A 21314-nucleotide genomic window follows, 5' to 3' on the forward strand; every position below is an offset into this window, starting at 1 on the left:
GGGCCACTGGGCTGGGTGGGCGTCGGTAGCGTGACGGCATGGCGACCTTCCGTGCCCGCGACCGCTCGTCGGCGGTCCTCCAGTCCTCGCGCAGCGAGGTGTGGGCGGCACTCACCGACCCCGACCTCATCGCCCGCCTGACGCCGTACGTCACCTCCATCGAGGCCCACGGCGACCGGTGGACCTGGCGGATGGGCACCATCCCGGTGCTCGGGATCTCCGTGGCCCCGAAGTTCACCGAGGTCATGGAGCTGCACCCCGAGGAGCGGATCGTCTTCACCCACGACCCCGAGCAGCCCGACGAGATGACCGCGGTCACCGGCACCTACGACCTCGCCGACCACGGAGACGGCGGCACCGAGGTCAGCATCGACCTCGAGATCGCCGCCACCCTGCCGCTCCCGGGTCTGGCCCGGATCGCGGTCGAGCGGGTGATGGCCGGGGTGGTCAAGCACATGGGCGCGGTCTTCTCCCGCAACCTGCTCAAGCACCTGGGGGAGGCGTGAGGGTCCTCGTCCTGGGCGCGACCGGCTACGTCGGCTCCCGCCTCGTCCCGCACCTGCTCGAGCGCGGCCACGAGGTCGTCGCCGCGTCGTCGTCGGTGCCCGACCCGGACCGGTTCGGCTGGGACGAGCGCGTGCGCGCCATCCGCTGCGACGTGACCGACGCCGAGGTCGTCGCCGAGGCGGTCCGCGACGTCGACGCCGTGGTCTACCTCGTGCACTCCCTCAACCGCTCCGACTTCGGCGACCGCGACCGGCTCGCCGCCGAGGTGGTGGCAGACGCGGTGGCCGCGAGCGACGTACGCCGCCTCGTCTACCTCTCCGGCCTCGTCCCCGACGTGGCCGAGTCCGAGCTGTCGGCCCACATCGCCTCGCGCCTCGAGGTCGAGCGGATCCTCCTCGGGTCGGGCACGGACGCCGTCGCGCTGCGCGCCGGCGTGGTGATCGGGGCCGGGTCGACGTCCTTCGAGATCATCCGGCAGATCGCGACGCTGTTCCCGGTGCAGCCGGTCCCGCTGTGGATGCACAGCTCCGTGCAGCCGGTCGCGGTCTCCGACGTGCTGCGGGCGATGGACGCCGCGCTGGCCGAGGACGGCCCCCTCGGCGCCGTCGACGTCGGGGGTCCCGACGTCGTGTCCTACCCCGACCTGATGCGCGCCTGCTCGCGCGCGGTGGGGCTGACCCGGCTGCGCGTCCCGGCGCCCGTCGCGCCGATGGGGCTCGTCGGCCTGGGTGCCGCCCTGGCGACCACCGCGCCGTTCCACACGGTCACCGCGCTCATCGAGTCCCTGCGCCACGACATGGTGTGCCGGCCCGACGCCACTTGGGAGCCGGACGACGGCGGTCCGCTGCTGGGGCTCGAGGAGGCGCTCGGCCTGGCCTCGACCGAGGCGTACGCCGGTCCCGAGGGCGCGCTGCCCTCGGACCCGGCCTGGACGAGGGGCAACGTGCTGCTGGACCTGGCGCCCCTGCCGGCGTCGACGCGCGCCGCGGCCCGGCTCGCCCTCCACCGCGTCCGCGCGGTCCTGCCCGACGGCTGAGGGGCCGTCATCCGGACTGCTCCTTGAATGGTGACACTTCTGCTGTCACAGTGATGGGGCGGTTCCTGGGGAGGGGCCTCAGCCCGGGAGGTTGCCGGGCCGACCAGATCGGGTGACGCGGATGACCCCCTCCAACGACCCCTCGTGCGACCCCGCCGCCGGCGCGCAGGCCGCCCTCTCGCCGTACGCCGTCGACCGCCGCCGCTTCGTCGGCTACGTCCTCGGCGGTGCGACCCTCGTCGCGGCTGCCGACCTCGTGCTCGTCGACCCCCCGCCCGCGGGCGCGGAGATCCCGACCCTGCCCCAGGTGCCGGAGCTCTACGACCTCAACGACATGCTCACCGACGCGGCACGTCCGACGGCGAACCTGATCACCGTCACGATCAACGAGGACGGCACGGCCAGCTTCGAGCTGCCGCGCATGGAGGTCGGGCAGGGCATCACCACCTCGACCGCGATGCTCATCGCCGAGGAGCTCGACCTGCCGGTCGACCGGGTGCGGGTGACGCTGGCGCCGGCCCGTCCCGAGCTGCTCTTCAACCAGCTCACCGGCGGGTCCAACACCACGATCTCGACCTACACCCCGATCCGGGTCGCCGCCGCGGTGGCGCGCAAGGCGCTGCTCGACGCCGCCGCGATCGTGCTCGGTGACACGGTCGGCGGCCTCGTCGCCAAGGCCGGCGTCATCACGGCGCCGGGGGGTGCGTCGGTGACCTACGGCGAGCTGGCGGTGAGGGCCGGTTCCGGCGGCACCCGCGCGGTGGAGGTCGAGCTCAAGAGCGAGCGCGACTTCGCGGTGATCGGGCAGCCCACCAACCGGGTAGACGCCCTCGCCGCGGTGACCGGCAGCAAGGACTTCACCACCGACCTCGACGTCCCCGACGCGCTGCCGACCATGGTGTGCCGCGCGCCCACGCTCAACGGCACCCCGGTGTCCGTACGCAACCAGGCCGCGGTCGAGGCGATGCCCGGTGTCACCCACGTCGCCCAGGTCAGCACGGGCGTCGCCGTCCGCGCCCGGACCTACGGGCAGTGCATCGACGCGGTCCGCGCCCTCGACGTGGTCTGGAAGGACGGTCCGGTCGCGGGGGAGAGCGACGCGACGATCCTGAAGAAGCTCCGCGCGGCCCAGCTGCCGATGCCGAAGCTGCCGAACACCCCGCTCGCGCAGACGGTGTCGGGCGACTTCACCTTCTACTTCCGCAGCAACTCCGCGATGGACACCAACAGCGCCATCGCCGACGTCCGGCCCGACGGCGCCACCATCTGGTCGGGCCTGAAGTCGCCGATCGTCGCCCAGCAGCAGATCGCCCTCAAGCTCGGGATGAGCCCCGACAAGGTGAAGGTCAACGTCGTCACCGCGGGCGGGTCGTTCGGTCGTCGGCTGTTCTTCGACGCCGCGCTCGAGGCGGCGGAGATCTCGCAGAAGATGGCGGCGCCGGTCCGGCTGATGTGGCACCGCGCCGACGACGCCCGGGTCGGTCGCGGCCACCCGATGGGCACCTGCCGGGTGCAGGCGACGGTCCTCGGCAACAACGTGCTGGCCTTCAACCAGTCGCTGACCTGCGTGGAGACGGACTTCCGCCACGGTCTCGGCGAGATCATCACCGCCGCCGCGGCGGACCTCCCGGCCGGCGTCGGCAACCTCGGCTTCGCCCAGACGATCTTCGCCCTCACCCAGGAGGTGCCCTACGACTTCGGCGCCGTCGTGCAGACCCTGGTGGAGACCGACGACCGCTTCAACACCGGCTCGATGCGCAACATCTACTCACCGGACGTGCGGGTGGCCAGCGAGCTCGTCGTCGACCGGCTCGCCGCGAAGATGCGGATGGACCCCTACCAGTTCCGCCGGAAGTTCCAGCGCAACGAGCGGCTGCTGGCCGTCCTCGACACCGTGGCGCAGGCGGGCGAGTGGGGCAGGCCGATGCCGGCGGGCACCGCGCAGGGGATCGCGATCCACAAGGAGTACAAGGGCGTCTCGGCCTGCCTCGTGGAGATCGACACCCGACCCGCGACGACCGGCCGGCAGATCCGCAACGCCGTCACCGGCCCCCGCGTCACCCGCGTCACCTTCGCCATCGACGTGGGGCTGGCCATCAACCCACGCGGCCTCGAGGCCCAGATGCAGGGAGGCATCAACGACGGCATCGCGCTCGCGCTGACGTCCAGCCTCCACCTGCGCGACGGGCACTTCCTCGAGGCGAGCTGGGACAACTACTTCTACACGCGCCAGTGGAACACCCCACCCGACGTCCGGGTGATCGTGATGCCGTCGGAGGAGACGGTGCCCGGCGGTGCCGGCGAGGCGGGTGTCGCGGCCTCCTTCGCCGCCGTGGCCTGCGCCTACGCCCGGGCCACGGGGACCATGCCGACGAGCTTCCCGATCAACCACGCCCAGCTGTCCTTCGAGCCCAAGCCCTTCGTCCCGCCGGTCCCGCAGTCGCCGACCGACGGCCTCGAGCTGACCTCCTGAGGAGCACGACATGCCAGAGCAGACTTTCATCGTCAACGGCGAGCGGGTCACGGTCGACGTGGAGGACGACGTACGCGTCCTGTGGGTGCTGCGCGACCTGCTGGGGATCACCGGGCCGAAGTACGGCTGCGGGATCAACGTGTGCAAGGCGTGCACGTCCCACATCAACGGCAAGGCGTTCAACCCGTGCGCCGTGCCGGTCGGGCAGCTCGGTGCCGACGACGAGGTGACGACCATCGAGGGGCTTCCCGACCAGGTCGAGCCCGCGCAGCGTGGTGACAACGGCCTGCACCCGATGCAGGAGGCGTGGCTGGAGCGCGACGTGGCGCAGTGCGGCTACTGCCAGCCCGGGCAGATCATGGCCGCGGTCGCGCTCGTCAACAAGGTCGCCGCCAGCGGTGGCCAGATCACCGACGCCGACCTCGACACCATCCGCAACATCTGCCGCTGCGGCACCTACACGCGCATCCGGGAGGCCATCAGGGACGGTGCGTCGAGGATGTGAGCCGATCGGCCCTAGACTCGGGGTCGTGCCCTACCAGACGAGCAGGCGGACGGGCGGCGACGGCCGTCTGACCACGGCCCTCGACCCCCAGGACCAGGGCCCGCAGGACGCCTGCGGCGTCTTCGGTGTGTGGGCCCCCGGCGAGGACGTCGCCAAGCTGACCTACTTCGGCCTCTACGCCCTGCAGCACCGCGGGCAGGAGTCCGCGGGCATCGCGGTCAGCAACGGGCGCCAGATCCTGGTCTACAAGGACATGGGCCTGGTCTCGCAGGTCTTCGACGAGTCGACGCTCGACTCGCTCAAGGGTCACCTCGCCATCGGCCACTCGCGCTACTCCACCACCGGCGCGAGCACCTGGCAGAACGCCCAGCCCACGTTCCGGCCCACCGTCGACGGGTCGATCGCGCTCGGCCACAACGGCAACCTCATCAACACCCACGAGCTGCGCGAGATGGTCGCCGACCTCCCCGACCCGGACGGTGAGCTGCCGCTCCAGGCCCGCGACGTCGAGACCTCCACCAACGACACCGGTCTGGTCACCGCGCTGCTGGCGCACCACCCCGACACCACGCTCGAGCAGCGCGCGCTCGAGGTGCTGCCGTTGCTGCGCGGTGCGTTCTGCTTCGTCTGGATGAACGAAGGCACCCTCTACGCCGCCCGCGACCCGCAGGGCATCCGCCCGCTGGTCCTCGGTCGCCTCGACCGCGGCTGGGTCGTGGCCAGCGAGGACGCGGCGCTCGCGACCATCGGTGCCAGCGTCGTGCGCGAGGTCGAGCCCGGCGAGATGATCGTCATCGACGAGAACGGCCTCCGCTCGCACACCTTCGCCGAGCCGGCCCGCAAGGGCTGCGTCTTCGAGTACGTCTACCTCGCCCGCCCCGACGCCACGATCAGCGGCCGCAACGTCCACGAGGCGCGCGTCGAGATGGGCCGCCGCCTGGCGCGCGAGTTCCCGGTCGAGGCCGACCTGGTGATGCCGGTGCCGGAGTCCGGCACCCCCGCCGCGTCCGGCTACGCCGCCGAGTCCGGCATCCCGTTCGGCCAGGGCTTCGTCAAGAACGCCTACGTCGGGCGCACCTTCATCCAGCCCAGCCAGACGCTGCGCCAGCTCGGCATCCGGCTGAAGCTCAACGCGCTCGAGCACATGATCCGCGGCAAGCGCATCGTCGTGGTCGACGACTCGATCGTGCGCGGCAACACCCAGCGCGCGCAGGTGCGGATGCTGCGCGAGGCGGGTGCCCTGGAGGTCCACGTGCGGATCTCGAGCCCCCCGGTGAAGTGGCCGTGCTTCTACGGCATCGACTTCGCCACGCGGGCCGAGCTGATCGCCAACGGCCTCACCCCCGAGGAGATCGCCGCCAGCGTCGGCGCCGACAGCCTCGGCTACATCTCGCTGGAGGGCATGGTCGACGCGACCGCCCAGCCGGCCGAGCGCCTGTGCACGGCCTGCTTCACCGGCGAGTACCCCATCGAGCTGCCAGACGAGAGCCTGCTCGGCAAGCACCTGCTCGAGGCGACGCTGCAGTCGCCGACGATGGGCCGCGCGCTGCCGGTCCTCAACAACCCCTGACCAGCACCCGCCGCTCCTGAGGAGAGACGTGACCGAGTCCCCCGCTGCCCCCTCCGACGTGCCCCCGGGCGCCTCCACCGGATCCGGGGCGTACGCCGCCGCCGGGGTCTCTATCGAGGCGGCCGACCGTGCCATCGACCTGATGAAGGGGTGGGTCGAGAAGTCCCGCCGCCCCGAGGTGATCGGCGGGCTGGGCGGCTTCGCCGGGCTCTTCGACGCCTCCGCCCTCACCCGCTACGAGCGGCCGCTGCTGGCCACCTCCACCGACGGCGTCGGCACCAAGGTGGCGATCGCGCAGCTCATGGACAAGCACGACACCATCGGCTTCGACCTGGTCGGCATGGTCGTCGACGACCTCGTCGTGTGCGGCGCCGAGCCGCTCTTCATGACCGACTACATCGCCTGTGGCCGCGTCGTCCCCGAGCGGATCGCGGCGATCGTCAAGGGCATCGCCGAGGCGTGCGTGGTCGCCGGCTGCGCCCTCATCGGCGGCGAGACCGCCGAGCACCCCGGTCTGCTCGACCCCGACGACTACGACGTCGCGGGCGCCACGACCGGCGTGGTCGAGGCGAGCAAGCTCCTCGGTCCCGGCCGGGTGCGCCCCGGAGACGTGGTCATCGCGATGGAGGCCAGCGGCCTGCACTCCAACGGCTACTCCCTCGTGCGCCACGTCCTGCTCGGCTCCCCGGACGTCGGCGGTGCCGGCTGGACGGTGGACCGCGAGGTCGAGGAGTTCGGCCGCACCCTGGGCGAGGAGCTGCTCGAGCCCACCCGCATCTACGCCAAGGCCTGCCTCGACCTCGCCGAGCGCACCGAGACCCACGCCATGTCGCACGTCACCGGCGGAGGGCTCGCGGCGAACCTCGAGCGCGTGCTGCCCGAGGAGCTGTCGGTGCGCATCGACCGCTCGACGTGGACGCCGCAGCCGGTCTTCGACGTCGTACGCCGGGTGGGGCAGGTGCCCCAGGCCGACCTCGAGGCGACCCTCAACTGCGGTGTCGGCATGGTGTCCCTCACGGCGCCGGAATCGGTCGACGCGGCCATCGCCCTCCTGGCCGGCCACGGCATCCGCGCGTGGGTGGCCGGCGAGGCCCGCAAGGACGACCGCGACGGCGGCCGCGTGGTGCTGGAGGGCCAGCACCCCGGCTGGTGACGGACTTTCCGTGGTTCGGTCACGAATTGCGGGGTCTTGGTGTGCGGGAACAGCCACCGCTCAGGTAGCGTTGCCCCCACGATATGTAACCGATCAGACCGGGCGCGTCGGGAGAATCTCCCGACAGCCCCGGCCAAGTGTGCGAGGGGGTCGACCCTATGGGGCGCGGCCGAGCGAAGGCGAAGCAGACGAAGGTCGCACGCGACCTGAAGTACCGGACTCACGAGACGGACTTCGGCGCGTTGGCGAAGGAGCTGCACGGCGAGGACACCCACCGTTCGACGGATGTCGAACCCGACGATGACGAGTGGTCGGACCATGCCGACCCGCGTCGTCGCGTCGACTGACCGATCGCCGCACGCACGCGCCATCCGGGTGATCGAGTGACCGGGTGGTCCGTCGTACGAGTGCGCCCTCACGCCGAGCGGGCACTTCGTTGCGCTGACACACGTCGAGCGGGCACAACGTTTCGCTGAGACGCAGTGACCTCCCCCGTTCCTTGCAGTGCTACCGCGAGGAACGGGGGAGGTCAGTGACGTCGTGCGCGACGAACCGCCCGGTCAGCCGAGGTGGATGCCGCGCAGCCGGCCGACCTCGCGCATGCGACGCTCGGCGAGACGGTCGGCGGCCTCGGCGGTGGTGACGCCGTCCGAGCTGGCCAGCTCGAGGACGCGTCGGGTGGTGTCGAAGATGCCGGTCGCACGCTGCTGGGCGCGCTCGAAGGAGAAGCCCTCGAGCTCGTCGGCGACCTGGATCACGCCGCCGGCGTTCACGCAGTAGTCGGGGGCGTAGAGGATCCCGCGCTCCTCGATCTTCTTCTCGATGCCCGGGTGTGCGAGCTGGTTGTTGGCCGCGCCGCAGATGATCGTGGCGCGCAGCACCTCGAGCACCTCGTCGCTGATCGCACCGCCCATGGCGCACGGTGCGTAGACGTCGAGCTCGCTCGCGACCAGCTCCTCGGTGGAGGCGACAGCCTGGACCTGCGGGAACTCCGCGCGGATTGCCTCGACCGACGGGGCGTGCACGTCGGTCACGACGACGGTGGCGCCGTCCTCGACGAGGTGGCGCACGAGGTGGCGCCCGACCTTGCCGACCCCGGCGATGCCGACGGTGCGACCGGCCAGCGTCGGCTCGCCCCAGGCGTGCTCGGCCGCGGCGCGCATCCCCTGGAAGGTGCCGTACGCCGTCAGCACCGAGCTGTCGCCCGCGCCGCCGTGGGCGACGGTGCGGCCGGTGACGTAGTCGCACTCGCGCGCGATGTGGTCCATGTCGTCGGAGAAGGTCCCGACGTCGCAGGCGGTGAAGTAGCGCCCGTTGAGCGACTGGACGAAGCGGCCGTAGGCACGCAGGAGCGCCTCGGTCTTCAGCTCGGCCGGGTCGCCGATGATGACGGCCTTGCCGCCGCCGAGGTCGAGGCCCGCGAGCGCGTTCTTGTACGACATCCCGCGCGAGAGGTTGAGCACGTCGGCGATCGCGTCGTCGGTGCTGGCGTAGGGGAAGAAGCGTGTGCCGCCGAGGCCCGGGCCGAGGGCGGTGGAGTGGAGCGCGATGATGGCCCTGAGGCCGCTCGCGCGGTCGTTGCAGAACACGACCTGCTCGTGCTCGCTGCCGAGCTCGAAGACGTCGACTCCCGAACTGGTGGCTCCAGACATGCTCATGGGTCCTTTTCTGGTGGGTGCGGCCGCGGGGTGTGCGGACCTGGTCGGAGCGGTCGAGGGGTGGTGACCGCCGTCACTCCCAGCGTAGTCCCGGCGCGTCACCGTGACCGCATCAGCACCAGGTCGCCGTGGGTGCCGTAGCCGAGCAGCTTCCCGCCGGACGGGCGACCGTCGAAGGTCGCCATCACCCAGCCGCCGTCGACGGCGGCGAGGGTGGGCCAGGGGAGGTTGGTGGGGTACGGCGCGTCCAGGGTGCCGCGCTCGACCATCGCGAGGTCGAAGGCCGGGAACCGGGCCCGGCGCCCCCGCTGGGAGTCGCGACCGTCGCTGGCCAGGACGACCGTCCGGCCGTCGACCTCGACCAGGGTGGTTCCCTCGGTCGCGGTCCGGTCGGTCGCCGCACCGAGCAGGCGCAGGTCGTCGAGGGCGGGGCCGCCCGCGAGCGCCGGGTGGAAGTCGAAGAACCGCCGGGCGCTGACGAAGCCGACCAGCCAGCCGTCGTCGCGGCGCACCAGGTGCGGGTCCCAGGTGGCGATCGACGCGAGCCCGTCGCTGGGCAGGGGCAGCTCGCGGGTGTCGAGGACGTGGGCGCCGTGGAGCAGGTCGGCGTCCGACTCGGCCAGCGTGACGCGCAACCCCGCCGGCGTACGTCGTCCTGCGCGGGGGGCCGGCTGCTCGAAGTCGCCCCACGTGCTGGTGGCCACGAGCCAGCCGCCGTCGTCGGTGCGGACCAGGTGGGTGGCGTGGTCGCCGAAGACGCCCGGTCGGTCGGGACGTCGGAAGAACAGGTCCGCGCCGTGGGTGACCTCGAGCGTGCCGAGGTCGAGCGACCACACGCTGGTGTGCGCCGTGTCGAAGAACCCCGGACCGGCGGACGTCGCGGTCAGCCACGCGGTGTCGCCTTCGCGCAGGGGAGTTCCGTCCTCGGCGGTGACGAACCTGGTGTCGCGCAGGCCGAGCTGGCCGAAGCGACCGGCCGCACCGCCTCCGGTCGGCAGCTCGACGACGAGGTCGGCCAGGGCGGCCTCGTCGCGCGTGTCGAGGACCTCACGCAGGTCGTGGCGCGCTCGTGCCACCCAGCGTGAGTGCTCGAAGGTCCACGCAGTGACGTGGGTCCCGGTCAGGGTGAGCGCGGTGCCGGTCGGCCCCTCGGCGCGTTGGAAGCGTCGGCTCCGCAGCTCGCGGCGCTCGCCGTCGCCGTCGACCGTCAGCGCCACCGAGCCGTTGGTGACCGTCATCCCGAGGCGGTGTCCGCCGAGGCGCAGCGCGGGGCCGGGGCCGTCGACGGCCGGCGAGGTCACGGCGACGTACGGCGCCACGGCCGGCATCTCCACCGCGCCGGCGTCGTCGGTCCTGACCTCGACCGCGTCGGGCGCGAGGAGGTCCACCGGCCGCGACCGGCGCACGATCTCGAGGCGGGGGAGCACGGGGACCATCATGGCCGGGAGTTGCAGAAGGGCCCCGATCGGGACGTGATCGGGGCCCTTCTGTGCTTGTGGGCAGGGGCGGGGTCGAACCGCCGACCTATCACTTTTCAGGCGATCGCTCGTACCAACTGAGCTACCTGCCCAAGCGGGACGAGAATACATGAGTCGCGCGGCAGGGACGGAATCGGCTCGCCTCAGGAGCCGCGCACGGGCAGCTCGAGCCAGAAGGACGACCCGACGCCGGGGGTGGACTCGCCTCGCACCGCGCCACCGTCGCGCTCGGCGATCGTGCGCGACATCGACAGCCCCAGCCCGCTGCCCTTGGTGTCGCGGGGCGCGAACCGCACGAACGGCTCGAAGGCGTGCAGCAGCTGGTCGGCCTCGAGGCCGGGTCCGTCGTCCCGCACCAGGACCCGCACCATCTCCAGCCCGCTCTCGCCGCGCAGGCGCTGCGTCGTCAGGTGCACCTCGCCCGCGCCGTTGCGGTGGTGCTTGATGGCGTTGCCGAGCAGGTGGGCCAGCACCTGGCGTACGCCGGACGGGTGCGCCCACGCGGTGACGGCGGGATCGATGTCGACGTGCATCTCGACCGCCGCCGCCCGGGCGGGGTTGCGGTGCCAGTGCACGACGTCGGCCACGGCCTCGGCGAGGACGACGTCCTGCTTCTGGTCGTCGCTTGACAGGGCGCGACCGGTGCCGAGCAGGTGGTCGACCACCGTCAGCACCTGCTCGCAGGCCCGCACCATCGCCGGACCGTCACGGAGCAGGGCCGCCGAGACCGGGTCCTGCGGCGACTGGCCGGCGTCGTCGAGGAGCACCTCGGTGTAGCCGAGGACCGAGCTCAGCGGCGTACGCAGCTCGTGGCCCACCGCGCCGAAGAACTGCTGGTAGGCCAGCTGTGCCTCGGCGCCCGCGTCGATCGCCTCGGCCAGGGCCCGGCGCGAGTGCTCCAGCATGATGCGCGAGGTGATCGCGGCCGTCAGCAGCCGCAGGTCCTCGATGAAGACTTCTGGCCACGGACCGACGGCCATGCTCACGGCCGACACGCTGCCGAACATCTCCCCACGTGAGAGCAGGGTCGTCGCGACCAGGCTGCGGACGCTCGCCCGGCCCAGCTCGGCGCGGTCCTGGGCAGCCTCGTCCGGCAGGAGCTCGATGTCGGTGAGGACGGCCAGACCGTGCGCGCGGGCGTGGGTCGAGAGCCACGGCATGGTGAGCGCCGCCTCGGGTCCGGCATCCGGGGGCGGCAGGAGGGACCCGAAACCCGGGCGCGACCAGTCCCGCACCCACGCACGGCCACCGAGGCGCAGCCATCCGGTCGGGTCCTCGGGGGCGAACGTGGTCAGCGAGGCGGCCACCAGGTCGACCCGGTCGTAGGACAGCAGGTGCGCGGCCGTGCGGACGATGGCCTCGTCGACGCTGATCTCGGCCTCGAGGACGAGTCCGGCCAGGCTGGCGGCGTCGGTGGAGACCGGCCCGCGCGAGGAAACGTCCTGCAGCGCGGACGGCTGGGTCACGGGGTCTCCCTCGGCGAGGCGGTGAAGCGGCACGGTGAGGGCAGGATGCCCCGACTCTGGTCGATCGACACGCTCTGGCTCAAGGAGATCGTCCGGTCCACTCCCCACCGGGCGAGGTGGACCAGCTGGGCGGTACCCAGACTACGGCCCGGGCATGCGTGCGGTCCTGCTCCGAACGGCAGCCAGGCACCCGGTCGCCGGTCACCGTGCTGCCACCGGTCCGGATCGAAGGTGCTGCGGTCGGGGTCGCCGCCCGGCACCAGGACGTCCGAGCGCCCGAGCAGCAGCGGGCTGACGAGGACGACGCGTCCGGCGGGCACCCGAGCGCCGGTCAGCTCCACCTCCTCCGTCGTGAGACGCGCGGTGACCCAGGTCGGGGGAGTGAGGCGCAACGTCTCCCACACGGCGTACGTCGGGTCGACGTCCCCGGTCTCGTGCTGGCCGAGCCATGCCAGCAGCCACGCGCCGGCGGCGATCGGGACCTGGATGCCGGCCGCGAGCAGCGTCGCCACCTGGGCAGGGGTGTCCTCGGGAGCCACCAGCGGCGTGAGCTCGTCCTCGAGGGCGTAGCGGGCCGCCTTCTCCGTGCGGCGGGTACGGCTCCAGCGCCCGGGCGGCCGGCGTGCCGAGATGACGGGCGCCAGCGCGTCGATCCAGGCCAGCACGAGGGCGCCGACGCGGTCGCGCCGAGCCTCGTCGAGGTGGCCGAGCACCGCGGCGGTCGTCGAGCGCGCGACCGGGTCGCGCAGCAGCACCATCGCGTCGTACGGCTCCGCAGGGCGGGTGCGGTCGTGCGTGTCGAGAGCCGCCGCGAGCTCGCGCTCGAAGGTGTGGACCCCGCGGGTGACCTGGTCGGGGGGCAGCGGGGCGAAGACGGTGTGGCCCGACCGGCTCTCGCCGGTGCTCCCGGACAGGTCACCGCTGCGGGTGACGTCGCCGGGGAAGTCGAAGAGGTGTGGCTCGGTCAGGACCCGCCGGGCATCGGCGTGGGTCGTGACGAGGAAAGGCCCGGTCGGGGACAGGCGTACGACGCCCGTGCGCGGGGCGGAGAGGACAGCGCCGAGCCGGCCGCCGGCCGACTCGGCGCTGTCCACGTGCGTCACGGCGCGTGGATCACTCGCAGGTCAGCGGCGGCCGGGGCCCGGGCGCCACAGGTAGTAGGCCTGCAGCTGGTCGGCGGCACGCTTGGACTCGATGGCGGTGCGGATGCGGTTCATCATGGTGTTCTCCAGGTGGGGTGGGGTGGGGTGGTGCCTCGCGCCGAAGGCGGTGCGGGGCGACACTGCTGGGAGTCCGGGACCCGGTGGTGCATTTCAGGGACGGGCCTGGGACTCCAGGGCATGCAGTGTCTCGGCGATCAGGTCAGTCAGCTGTTGGATGCGCAGCGGCTTCTGCATGACTGTCTCGATGCCGAGTTCCTGGAGAACAGCTCGGTGCTCACCCGCCCACGCGCTGATCACGACGATCCGCACGTCCGGCGCGACCTCGGGATGCTCCCGTAGCCAGCGCACGACATCGACACCGCTCATGCGCGGCATCGTCAGGTCGAGGAGCATCACGTCGAAGGTCTCGCGCTGCAGCGTCTCCACTGCGTCCATGCCGTCCACGGCGGTGGCGGCCTCATGGCCGGCCCTCTCCACGAGACGGCAGAAGACGTCACGAATGTCCTCGTTGTCATCGACGACGAGGAAGCGCAACTGCCGAGCCTTCCTGCTCACGAAGGCAAGACTAGTCAAAGTCGGTGTCAATTCGCTGCCAGATGGGTAACTCGGGACGAAACTTCGACACGGCCACCCCAAAGGGGGGTGCCGCGACGGGTCCGCGGGTTGGAGGGCAGGGCACCGCTGGCCCTATGCTGGGCGCGCTCGGTCAGGCGTGTCCTCGACCGGGCGGGCCCCCATCGTCTAGCGGCCCAGGACCCCGCCCTTTCACGGCGGTAGCGCCGGTTCGAATCCGGTTGGGGGTGCGGCCCGGTTCGGGGGCGGGCGCCGATTGGTGGTCTCCGAAGAGCATGGGTTAGAGTTCCACCCGCTTCACCAGTTACAACCTGGCCCCGTAGCGCAGTTGGTTAGCGCGCCGCCCTGTCACGGCGGAGGCCGCGGGTTCGAGTCCCGTCGGGGTCGCCATTGCATGCCGATCAGGGTGAGCCACCAGGCTCACCCTGATCGGCATTTCTGGCCTCTGTGGCTGCTTTGGTGCCTCCCTAGGGTGGGAGCCATGCCCCTCGACCTGGACCCGGCCGCGTTCGACGCGATGGTGGAACGGGCCCTCGACGGCCTGCCCGACGAGCTGGCCCGACTGGTCGACAACGTGGTCGTGCTGGTCGAGGCCGAGGCCCCGGACGACGACCCCGACCTGCTCGGCCTCTACGACGGACTGGCGCTGACCGAGCGCCCGGCCAACCACTCCGGGATGCTCCCGGACCGAATCCTGCTCTTCCGCGGGCCGCTCCTCGACATGGCCGAGACGGAGGAGGAGCTGGAGGACGAGGTGCGCATCACGGTGGTGCACGAGGTCGCCCACCACTTCGGCCTCGACGACGCCCGGCTGCACCAGCTCGGCTGGGGTTGAGGTCCGGTGCCCGTCTAGCCCAGTCCGGTGCCCGTCTAGCCCAGTCCGGTGCCGAGCACCCAGCCGAGTGCGCAGGCCCCGATCGAGAGGACCGTCGTCGCAGCGACGTACGCCGCCGCCGTACGCGCGGGGCGGGTGACCGACTGCACCGCGAACGACGAGAACGACGTGAAGCCGCCGCAGAAGCCGGTGCCGAGCAGGGCCCACCATGCCTCGCCGAGCGACAGGGCGGCGAACACCCCGAACAGTCCCGAGCCGAGGACGTTCACCACGAGCATGCCGACAGGGAACACGCCGTCGCGGCGGCTCAGGACGTACCTCAGCGGAGCGCCGACCGCGGCGCCCAGGGCGACGAGGAGGGCCGTCATCGCGTCGCCTCCTCGGGCTCGGGCCGGTGGGCGAGCTGCTGGCCGATCGCGGCCGCGAGGAGCCCCGCGCCGAGCGTGGCGGCGAGGTGGAGTCCGGCCAGCGGTGCCTGGCCGGTGGCAGCGAGGTCGCGCACCTGGCCGGCCCAGGCCGACACCGTGGTGAAGCCGCCGAGGAGACCGGGGCCCAGGAGCAGCGACCACCGGTGCGAGCGCCCGAGGACCGCGATCGCGGGGAGGAGGCCGAGGGCGAAGGCCCCCACGACGTTGACGGCGAGCGTGGCCCACGGGAAGAGCGTGTCCCCGGCGGCGACGTCGATGCCGTGGCGCGCCGCGGCTCCAGCGGCACCGCCCGCGGCCACGAGCAGCAGGTCGGCAGCGCGGAGGGGGCGGGGGCTCACCCGACCCGGCTGGTGGACGCGGCGCTCGCCCGGGGGAAGCCCGTCCACGGCCGGGCGGTCGCTCCGTCGAGCTGGTGGACGAGCTCGCCGAGCATCCAGTTGTGGAAGGCGCGCTGCGCCGCGGTGCGCGCCATGGAGAGCAGGCGCTCGGCACGGCAGAAGGCGTCGGCGACGTCGAACATCTCGGTCATCGTCACGAAGATCGGGCCGGCCTCGCGCACCATCGGGAAGGCCACGTCGACCCGGGGCAAGCCGCGCGACTCGGCGTCGCGGATCTGGCGGTGGAAGGAGGTGGGGAACTGGCGCTCGAAGTTGGCGAACATCGAGGTGAGGTCGCCGGCGAGGGGGTAGTCGGACTGGTGCGACAGCGACAGCAGGCGCAGCTCGCGGCGCAGCTCGTGGTACTGCCGGTTGAGGGAGGAGTGGAGCGGGACGTCCACCCCGATCAGGCGGATCTCGACGGCTGCCTCGCTGGTCGGCTCGGGTGCGTCTGCGTCGTGCTGGTCGATCACCCACTCCGCGGACCCCTCGTCGCTCATCTGCTCCGACGGCTCGAACCACACGATCTTGCTGTCGGACTCGATGGTCGCGCCCCAGGCGAGGGCGCACTGGGAGACGATCGCGAGGCCGCGTCCGAAGGTGAGCAGGAGGTCGAGGTCGTCGAGGTCGAGCGGGGCCGGAGGCACCGGTGGCTTCGTCGAGCCGTCCACGACCTCGATGCGGGGATGGCTGGCGGTGCCGCGCACGCGCACCTTGTAGGGGGCCTCGCCGTGGAGGATCGCGTTGGCCACGAGCTCGGAGACGCCGAGCTCGGCGCACTCGACGAGGTCGGGTCGGTCGAGCCGCCGGCAGATGTCGCTGACCCAGCGGCGCGCGTCAGCCGCGGCGCGCGGCGACGACGCCAGCGTCAACTCGGAGCTCAGCGGCACTGGGACTCATTTCGAGGGGGGTGGGTAGTCCAGTGGAGCCTGATTACCCGACCGTCGGGTGGTTCAAACCTCGACAACACCATAGTTTCTCGCGACGCTGGGTAGTGGGTGTGAGCAACCAGACGCGCCCGGCGTTTCACGCCGACGCGCACGGCGGTACGACAATGGTGACCGACGTGACTGCACCTACGACCCCAGGAGCTCCCATGACCGCGACGCAGGCACCCCGCCACAAGGTGGTCGTGATCGGCTCCGGGTTCGGCGGACTGTTCGGCACCAAGGCGTTGAGGCGCGCCGACGTCGACGTCACGGTGATCGCCAAGACCACCCACCACCTCTTCCAGCCGCTGCTCTACCAGGTCGCGACGGGCATCCTCTCCGAGGGCGAGATCGCCCCGCCGACCCGCGAGATCCTCAGCAGCCAGGACAACGCGCGCGTGATCCTCGGCGAGGTCACCGGCATCGACCTCGAGGCCCGCACCGTCACCTCGCAGGTCCTCGGGCGCGACACCGTCACGTCGTACGACTCCCTGCTGGTCGCCGCCGGTGCCAGCCAGTCCTACTTCGGCAACGACCACTTCGCCGAGTTCGCCCCCGGCATGAAGAGCATCGACGACGCCCTCGAGCTGCGCGGACGCATCTTCGGCGCCTTCGAGATGGCCGAGCTCGGGGCGACCCGCGGCGACGACGTCGACCACCTCCTCACCTTCGTCGTCGTCGGCGCCGGTCCGACCGGCGTGGAGATGGCCGGCCAGATCGCCGAGCTCGCGCACCGCACGCTCAACAAGGACTTCCGCGCGATCAACACCCGCACCGCCCGCATCGTGCTCGTCGACGCGGCCCCTCAGGTGCTGCCGCCCTTCGGCGCCAAGCTCGGCGAGAAGGCCCAGGCCGAGCTCGAGAAGCTCGGCGTCGAGGTCATGCTCGGCGGCATGGTCACCGAGGTCGACGAGCGTGGCCTCGAGGTGAAGTTCAAGGACGGCCACGTCGAGCGCATCAACTCGGTCGCCAAGATCTGGGCCGCCGGCGTGCAGGCCAACCCCCTCGGCAAGACCCTGTCGGAGCAGACCGGCGCCCCGCTGGACCGCGCCGGCCGGATCGCGGTCAACCCCGACCTCACCCTGCCCGGCCACCCCGAGGTCTTCGTCGTCGGCGACATGATCGCCCTCGACAACCTCCCGGGCGTCGCGCAGGTCGCCATCCAGGGCGCCAAGTACGCCGCCAAGGAGATCAACAACCGCCTCGAGGGCAAGCAGCCGCAGGCGCCGTTCAAGTACTTCGACAAGGGCTCGATGGCGATCATCAGCCGCTTCCGCGCCGTCGCGATGGTCGGCAAGCTGCGGATCACCGGCGTCGTGGCCTGGCTGATGTGGCTCGGCGTGCACCTCGTCTACCTCACCGGCTTCAAGAACCAGGTCTCCGCGCTGATGCGGTGGGCGATCACCTTCATCAGCAACAACCGCTCCGAGCGCACCACGACCGAGCAGCAGATCTTCGCCCGTGCCGCCCTGGCCCGGCTGCGCCGCGGTGCCGCCGACCTGGTCTCCGACCCCGGCATCTACGACGCGACGCGGGCGATGATGGAGGAGACGCGCCGCCAGGAGCTCGAGGCCGCCGCCGAGCGCGAGGCCGAGCTCACCGACTCCGGTGTGCGCGGCGTCCCCGCCGACCGTGTCGGCGGCGCGTGAGGCGCGCATCGACTTGCCGGATTCTCCGGTAGTTCTGCGAGGATCCTTGAACTTCGCCCACAATGGCGAGCGTGCGCGTCCGTGACCTGAGCAGCCTGACGAAAGCGCGGCGGCGCGCTCTGGTCGCGCTGGCGACACTTGTCTGCCTGGCGGTGCCGATCCTCGGCTCGTCGGCGCTCGCGCAAGGGGCCTCGCCGCAGCGGTCGGAGCGCACCTTCCGGATGGCCCCCCTGGGCATGACGGCGGACCTGCCCAACCCGCTGCGCGGGCAGTACCGCTGGCTCGGCGCAGAGCCGACGCCCGCGACGGTGACGTCCAACGACGTCTACTACCGCGACCAGGTCTACTGGGGCCGGATCGAGAAGGCCGACAACGCCTGGGACTTCAGCTGGATCGAGACCGGTCTCGCCGAGGCCGGCTCGCGGGGTGGCAAGTTCGGCTTCCGCGTCATGGCCTACTGCCCGGGCTGCTGGATGGGGAGCCGCGCGGACCTGCCGCCCGTCACCCCGGACTTCGTGCCGCGGCAGGCCGGCACGGACGTCCCAGACTGGAACTCCCCGGTCTTCGTCGCGCAGTGGCGCGAGCTGATGACCGAGCTCGGTCGGCGCTACGGCGACGACCCGCGGCTGGGCTACGTCGACGTCGGCGGCTACGGCGCGTACGGCGAGTGGCACGTCTGGGAGGGCGAGCGGGTCTCCGACGCCAACGGCCTCGCCCTCGTCGATGCGGTCGCCTCGGCCTTCCCCGGCAAGCACGTCCTGCTCAACACGATGACGCCGGTGCCCTTCACGCTGGAGGCGCTGCGCAACCACCGCAACCTCGGCCTGCGCACCGACAGCCTCGGCTGCCCGGACATGCACTCCATGGTGGCGACGGACAAGCGCCTGCAGTCGGTGTGGAGGACGCGACCGTTCTTCTCCGAGTGGTGCACCCGCGCCGACCCGGTCCTGGGAGCCCAGCAGGTCCGTCGCTTCCACGTCTCGACCCTGTCCTCGGGCAACATGCCGTGGCGCGGCACCGAGCTGACCGGGCGCCAGCGCACGGCGTACACCACGGCGCTCGCGACCGCCGGCTACCGGATCAAGGTCCGCTCGCTCACGCTGCCCGACGTCCTCGACGCCGGACGCAAGGTCGTGGTGCGCACGGCGTGGACCAACCAGGGTGCCGCTCCGGCGTACGACGCCTGGGACGTACGGCTCACCTTCGTCCACGCCGCGACCGGGCGGACGATCACCCGGTCGCTCGGCCGGCCCCTGGAGGGACTGGTCGACACGGCTGTGCGGAGCAGGAAGGTCAGCACGAAGGGCATGAAGGCCGGGAGGTACGACCTGTTCGTCGGCGTCGTGGACCCGTCGGGCTACTCCGCGCCGATGCACCTGGCCAACGCCGGTCGCACCACCGCCGGCACCTACCGCGTCGGAGCGGTCGAGGTCCGCTGAGGTCGGTAGGCCTCCAGGGGCTCGAACCCTGAACCAACGGATTAAAAGTCCGCTGCTCTACCCATTGAGCTAGAGGCCCGGGACACGCCGCAGGGCGCGCGTCCACGCCCGAGTATCCCGCACCCGACGGTCGGCGGCTCGGGCGCCCCGCGAGCGTGGCGGGCGGGCCCTGCGGGAGCCTCGGCGACCCCGTTGGCCGACTGTTCACCCACAGGTGCCCCTCGGACCGTGACGTCCGGCGATTTGTTGGTAGGGTTCGTGGTGCAACAGGTGCAAGTTCCAGCAGGTTGACGCCAGCGGAGTTTGTGATCCAACGGCGTTTCCATCTTCGGGCCTTCCAGCTTGTGAGTCGGAGCGACGTGTCACCGCACTTGGTGCGGAGTCGTCGAAGTGACGGCTTCTCGTTCCGATAACAGGAGTACCGAGCACATGGCTCAAGGCACCGTGAAGTGGTTCAACGCCGAGAAGGGTTTCGGCTTCATCGCGCAGGAGGACGGCGGCGACGACGTCTTCGTGCACTACTCGGCCATCCAGTCCAACGGCTACAAGTCGCTGGACGAGAACCAGAAGGTCGAGTTCGACGTCACCCAGGGCCCGAAGGGCCCGCAGGCGGAGAACGTCCGTCCGCTCTGATCGGCTGATCCTGGACCTGTTCCAGATCTGATCGAGATCCGGCCCCATCCCCTCAGGGGGGGTGGGGCCGGATTCGTTCTCAGGCGACACTAGTAGCACGTTCGGGTCATTGGCCCGGGCGGCAATGTCGGCGACACTTGGACCGACGGCCTAGAGTCGGATGATCGAAGATGATGGGAGGGTGACGTGCACGACCAGTTCGACGTGACCCTCGAGGACGGCGACCTCCTCAACGAGGTCGAGCTCACCACCACGCTGATCATCGCGGCCAGCGAGTCCGAGGATCACCTCACCCAGGAGGAGATCGACCGGCTGCTCGGGGTCACCCCGCGCCGGCCGGTGGACTGACCCGCCGCTGCCTGCTCAGCAGGTCGCGAAGAGCACCGGTCCGCTCGTGAGGTCGGACAGGACGTACGCCCCCTCGACCGGTCGCAGGTCGATCACGACCTCGCGGCCCTCGGCCCCGGCGCGCTCGACGCTGAAGCGCTCGGTGAAGTCACCGCCCTGCCCCGGGGCCGGCCCGGCCGCGAGCCGGGCACGGGCGTCGGCGTCGGCGGGCGCGTCGTCGGCGTCCTCGACCTGGAGCACCGCGCGCAGGTCGCCGTCGGGCAGCAGCGCCATCGCGAAGCCCGTCAGCGGGTGCACCCCGCCCGCCGCCTCCACGAGCTGGTCCGCCTCGGCCTGCGCGGCGTCGTCGGCCTGTGACATGGCGAGCGTCTCGCAGGCGTACGCGCCGTCGTACACCGCTGCTGCCAGCGGCTGCTCCAGCGTCCCCGCGAGCTCGGCCAGGTCCTCGGCGCCGTCGTCGTCACCGTCGACCACCGCCAGCACCTGCTCGAGGTAGGGCGCCTGGTCGGAGGCGAGCACGACCCGCTGGTCTGCCAGCAGCGCGACGTGCTGCAGCTCGGGGGTCAGGCCCGGCCCGACACTCGCCAGCACGTCTGGACCACCGACCCACACGCCGCCCTCGTCCTCCGGCTCGGACCAGCCCAGCGCGACCAGGCGCTCGGCGATCGCGTCGAGGTCGACGTCGTCGGCCACACCCATCATCTCCACCGCGCCGCCCGGCCCCTGCGCCAGCAGCTCCCACGTGAGCGTGGCGGGGGAGAAGCCGAGCTCCTCCTGCATCACGCCCGCCGACGTGCCGAGCGCCGACATGGGGGACAGGTCGCGGTCGAAGGCCTCGGCCAGGAGCTCGTCGACCTCCACGGCCGAGGAGTCGGCGTCGACCTCGGCGCCCAGCTCGCGGCGTACGCCCTCCCAGTCGGTCCACGCGGCGCGGCTGGTCTCCGCCGGCGCCATCCGCAGCGCCCGGGCGAGCGGGTCGTCCGGGGTGAGGAGCCGCCACCCGAGCCAGGCGACGAGCGCGAGCACGACCACGGCCACCAGGCCCACGGTGGTGCGACGTGACACGGGGTCTCCTCAGGGGTCGGGGTGGGTGT

General features: G+C 71.8%; 22 protein-coding genes and 4 tRNA genes. 14 read left to right on the forward strand and 12 right to left on the reverse strand.

The genetic code is table 11. The features are described from left to right. Positions 1–38 precede the first annotated feature (38 nt). The 7 genes from IRX98_RS17410 to IRX98_RS17440 all read left to right on the forward strand — a co-directional run bounded on the left by IRX98_RS17410 (position 39) and on the right by IRX98_RS17440 (position 7591). Positions 39–506, forward strand: a complete 468-nt coding sequence (locus tag IRX98_RS17410; RefSeq protein WP_224278907.1) for an SRPBCC family protein — start codon at positions 39–41, stop codon at positions 504–506. Beyond that, positions 503–1543, forward strand: a complete 1041-nt coding sequence (locus IRX98_RS17415; protein WP_224278908.1) for an NAD-dependent epimerase/dehydratase family protein — start codon at positions 503–505, stop codon at positions 1541–1543. Before IRX98_RS17410 ends, IRX98_RS17415 begins: the two co-directional genes overlap by 4 nt. A 121-nt stretch (positions 1544–1664) precedes the next feature. After that, positions 1665–4016 (forward strand): molybdopterin cofactor-binding domain-containing protein, encoded by a 2352-nt coding sequence (locus tag IRX98_RS17420; protein WP_224278909.1) that lies wholly within the window; start codon positions 1665–1667, stop codon positions 4014–4016. A 10-nt stretch (positions 4017–4026) separates the two neighbouring features. After that, positions 4027–4521: a (2Fe-2S)-binding protein gene (locus IRX98_RS17425; RefSeq protein WP_224278910.1), complete on the forward strand. Its 495-nt coding sequence runs from the start codon at positions 4027–4029 to the stop codon at positions 4519–4521. Between the two features lie 25 nt (positions 4522–4546). Further along, complete coding sequence (gene purF / locus IRX98_RS17430) at positions 4547–6091, forward strand: amidophosphoribosyltransferase (RefSeq protein ID WP_224278911.1); 1545 nt, start codon at positions 4547–4549, stop codon at positions 6089–6091. 28 nt (positions 6092–6119) lie between these two features. Beyond that, entirely contained in the window at positions 6120–7244 is a 1125-nt protein-coding gene (purM, locus tag IRX98_RS17435) for a phosphoribosylformylglycinamidine cyclo-ligase (RefSeq protein WP_224278912.1), read from the forward strand. A 158-nt stretch (positions 7245–7402) separates the two neighbouring features. Further along, the gene (locus IRX98_RS17440; RefSeq protein ID WP_224278913.1) at positions 7403–7591 is read left to right on the forward strand and encodes a DUF3073 domain-containing protein; all 189 of its coding nucleotides are present in this window, start codon (positions 7403–7405) and stop codon (positions 7589–7591) included. Between the two features lie 213 nt (positions 7592–7804). On the opposite strand, the gene IRX98_RS17445 is transcribed toward IRX98_RS17440, so the two are convergent. The 7 genes from IRX98_RS17445 to IRX98_RS17475 all read right to left on the reverse strand — a co-directional run bounded on the left by IRX98_RS17445 (position 7805) and on the right by IRX98_RS17475 (position 13564). Next, positions 7805–8902, reverse strand: a complete 1098-nt coding sequence (locus IRX98_RS17445) for a Glu/Leu/Phe/Val family dehydrogenase (protein WP_224278915.1) — start codon at positions 8900–8902, stop codon at positions 7805–7807. A 98-nt stretch (positions 8903–9000) separates the two neighbouring features. After that, entirely contained in the window at positions 9001–10329 is a 1329-nt protein-coding gene (locus IRX98_RS17450; protein WP_224278917.1) for a hypothetical protein, read from the reverse strand. Positions 10330–10398: 69 nt separating this feature from the next. Then, positions 10399–10472 (reverse strand) — tRNA-Phe (locus IRX98_RS17455). A 51-nt stretch (positions 10473–10523) separates the two neighbouring features. Further along, entirely contained in the window at positions 10524–11846 is a 1323-nt protein-coding gene (locus IRX98_RS23605) for a sensor histidine kinase (RefSeq protein ID WP_224278919.1), read from the reverse strand. Next, entirely contained in the window at positions 11843–12949 is a 1107-nt protein-coding gene (locus IRX98_RS17465; RefSeq protein ID WP_224278921.1) for a cytochrome P450, read from the reverse strand. The genes IRX98_RS23605 and IRX98_RS17465 overlap by 4 nt, the downstream gene beginning before the upstream one ends. A 21-nt stretch (positions 12950–12970) precedes the next feature. After that, positions 12971–13129, reverse strand: a complete 159-nt coding sequence (locus tag IRX98_RS17470) for a hypothetical protein (RefSeq protein WP_224278923.1) — start codon at positions 13127–13129, stop codon at positions 12971–12973. A gap of 30 nt (positions 13130–13159) precedes the next feature. Continuing rightward, positions 13160–13564, reverse strand: a complete 405-nt coding sequence (locus IRX98_RS17475; protein ID WP_224278925.1) for a response regulator — start codon at positions 13562–13564, stop codon at positions 13160–13162. A 175-nt stretch (positions 13565–13739) separates the two neighbouring features. Here IRX98_RS17475 and IRX98_RS17480 point away from each other — a divergent pair. The 3 genes from IRX98_RS17480 to IRX98_RS17490 all read left to right on the forward strand — a co-directional run bounded on the left by IRX98_RS17480 (position 13740) and on the right by IRX98_RS17490 (position 14417). Continuing rightward, positions 13740–13812 (forward strand) — tRNA-Glu (locus IRX98_RS17480). 83 nt (positions 13813–13895) lie between these two features. Further along, positions 13896–13972: transfer RNA gene (locus tag IRX98_RS17485), tRNA-Asp, on the forward strand. A gap of 91 nt (positions 13973–14063) precedes the next feature. Continuing rightward, positions 14064–14417 (forward strand): metallopeptidase family protein, encoded by a 354-nt coding sequence (locus tag IRX98_RS17490; RefSeq protein WP_224278927.1) that lies wholly within the window; start codon positions 14064–14066, stop codon positions 14415–14417. Positions 14418–14452: 35 nt separating this feature from the next. Here the strand turns inward: IRX98_RS17490 and IRX98_RS17495 are convergent, their stop codons facing one another. The 3 genes from IRX98_RS17495 to IRX98_RS17505 are packed head-to-tail and all read right to left on the reverse strand — an operon-like array spanning position 14453 to position 16112. Next, positions 14453–14785 carry a fluoride efflux transporter FluC gene (locus IRX98_RS17495; protein ID WP_224278929.1) on the reverse strand — a complete coding sequence of 111 codons (333 nt, stop codon included), beginning with the start codon at positions 14783–14785 and terminating at the stop codon, positions 14453–14455. Then, a complete protein-coding gene (locus IRX98_RS17500; RefSeq protein ID WP_224278931.1) occupies positions 14782–15183 on the reverse strand; it encodes a fluoride efflux transporter FluC in 402 nt (133 codons plus the stop codon). The genes IRX98_RS17495 and IRX98_RS17500 overlap by 4 nt, the downstream gene beginning before the upstream one ends. Beyond that, positions 15180–16112 carry an ATP-binding protein gene (locus IRX98_RS17505; RefSeq protein ID WP_224278933.1) on the reverse strand — a complete coding sequence of 311 codons (933 nt, stop codon included), beginning with the start codon at positions 16110–16112 and terminating at the stop codon, positions 15180–15182. The genes IRX98_RS17500 and IRX98_RS17505 overlap by 4 nt, the downstream gene beginning before the upstream one ends. Positions 16113–16318: 206 nt before the next feature. Here IRX98_RS17505 and IRX98_RS17510 point away from each other — a divergent pair, with 206 nt between their 5' ends. Next, positions 16319–17800 (forward strand): NAD(P)/FAD-dependent oxidoreductase, encoded by a 1482-nt coding sequence (locus tag IRX98_RS17510; protein WP_224278935.1) that lies wholly within the window; start codon positions 16319–16321, stop codon positions 17798–17800. A gap of 71 nt (positions 17801–17871) precedes the next feature. Next, positions 17872–19239: a DUF4832 domain-containing protein gene (locus IRX98_RS23610; RefSeq protein ID WP_224278937.1), complete on the forward strand. Its 1368-nt coding sequence runs from the start codon at positions 17872–17874 to the stop codon at positions 19237–19239. Positions 19240–19245: 6 nt separating this feature from the next. On the opposite strand, the gene IRX98_RS17520 is transcribed toward IRX98_RS23610, so the two are convergent. Beyond that, positions 19246–19318 (reverse strand) — tRNA-Lys (locus IRX98_RS17520). 350 nt (positions 19319–19668) lie between these two features. Here IRX98_RS17520 and IRX98_RS17525 point away from each other — a divergent pair. Both IRX98_RS17525 and IRX98_RS17530 read left to right on the forward strand, forming a co-directional pair. Beyond that, positions 19669–19872, forward strand: coding sequence for a cold-shock protein (locus IRX98_RS17525; RefSeq protein ID WP_056598399.1), 204 nt, complete (start codon positions 19669–19671; stop codon positions 19870–19872). Positions 19873–20058: 186 nt separating this feature from the next. After that, entirely contained in the window at positions 20059–20220 is a 162-nt protein-coding gene (locus IRX98_RS17530; protein ID WP_224278939.1) for a hypothetical protein, read from the forward strand. A gap of 15 nt (positions 20221–20235) precedes the next feature. On the opposite strand, the gene IRX98_RS17535 is transcribed toward IRX98_RS17530, so the two are convergent. After that, positions 20236–21285 (reverse strand): hypothetical protein, encoded by a 1050-nt coding sequence (locus tag IRX98_RS17535; RefSeq protein WP_224278941.1) that lies wholly within the window; start codon positions 21283–21285, stop codon positions 20236–20238. Positions 21286–21314: the final 29 nt, after the last annotated feature.

The organism is Nocardioides lacusdianchii (assembly GCF_020102855.1).
Lineage (GTDB): Bacteria > Actinomycetota > Actinomycetes > Propionibacteriales > Nocardioidaceae > Nocardioides > Nocardioides lacusdianchii.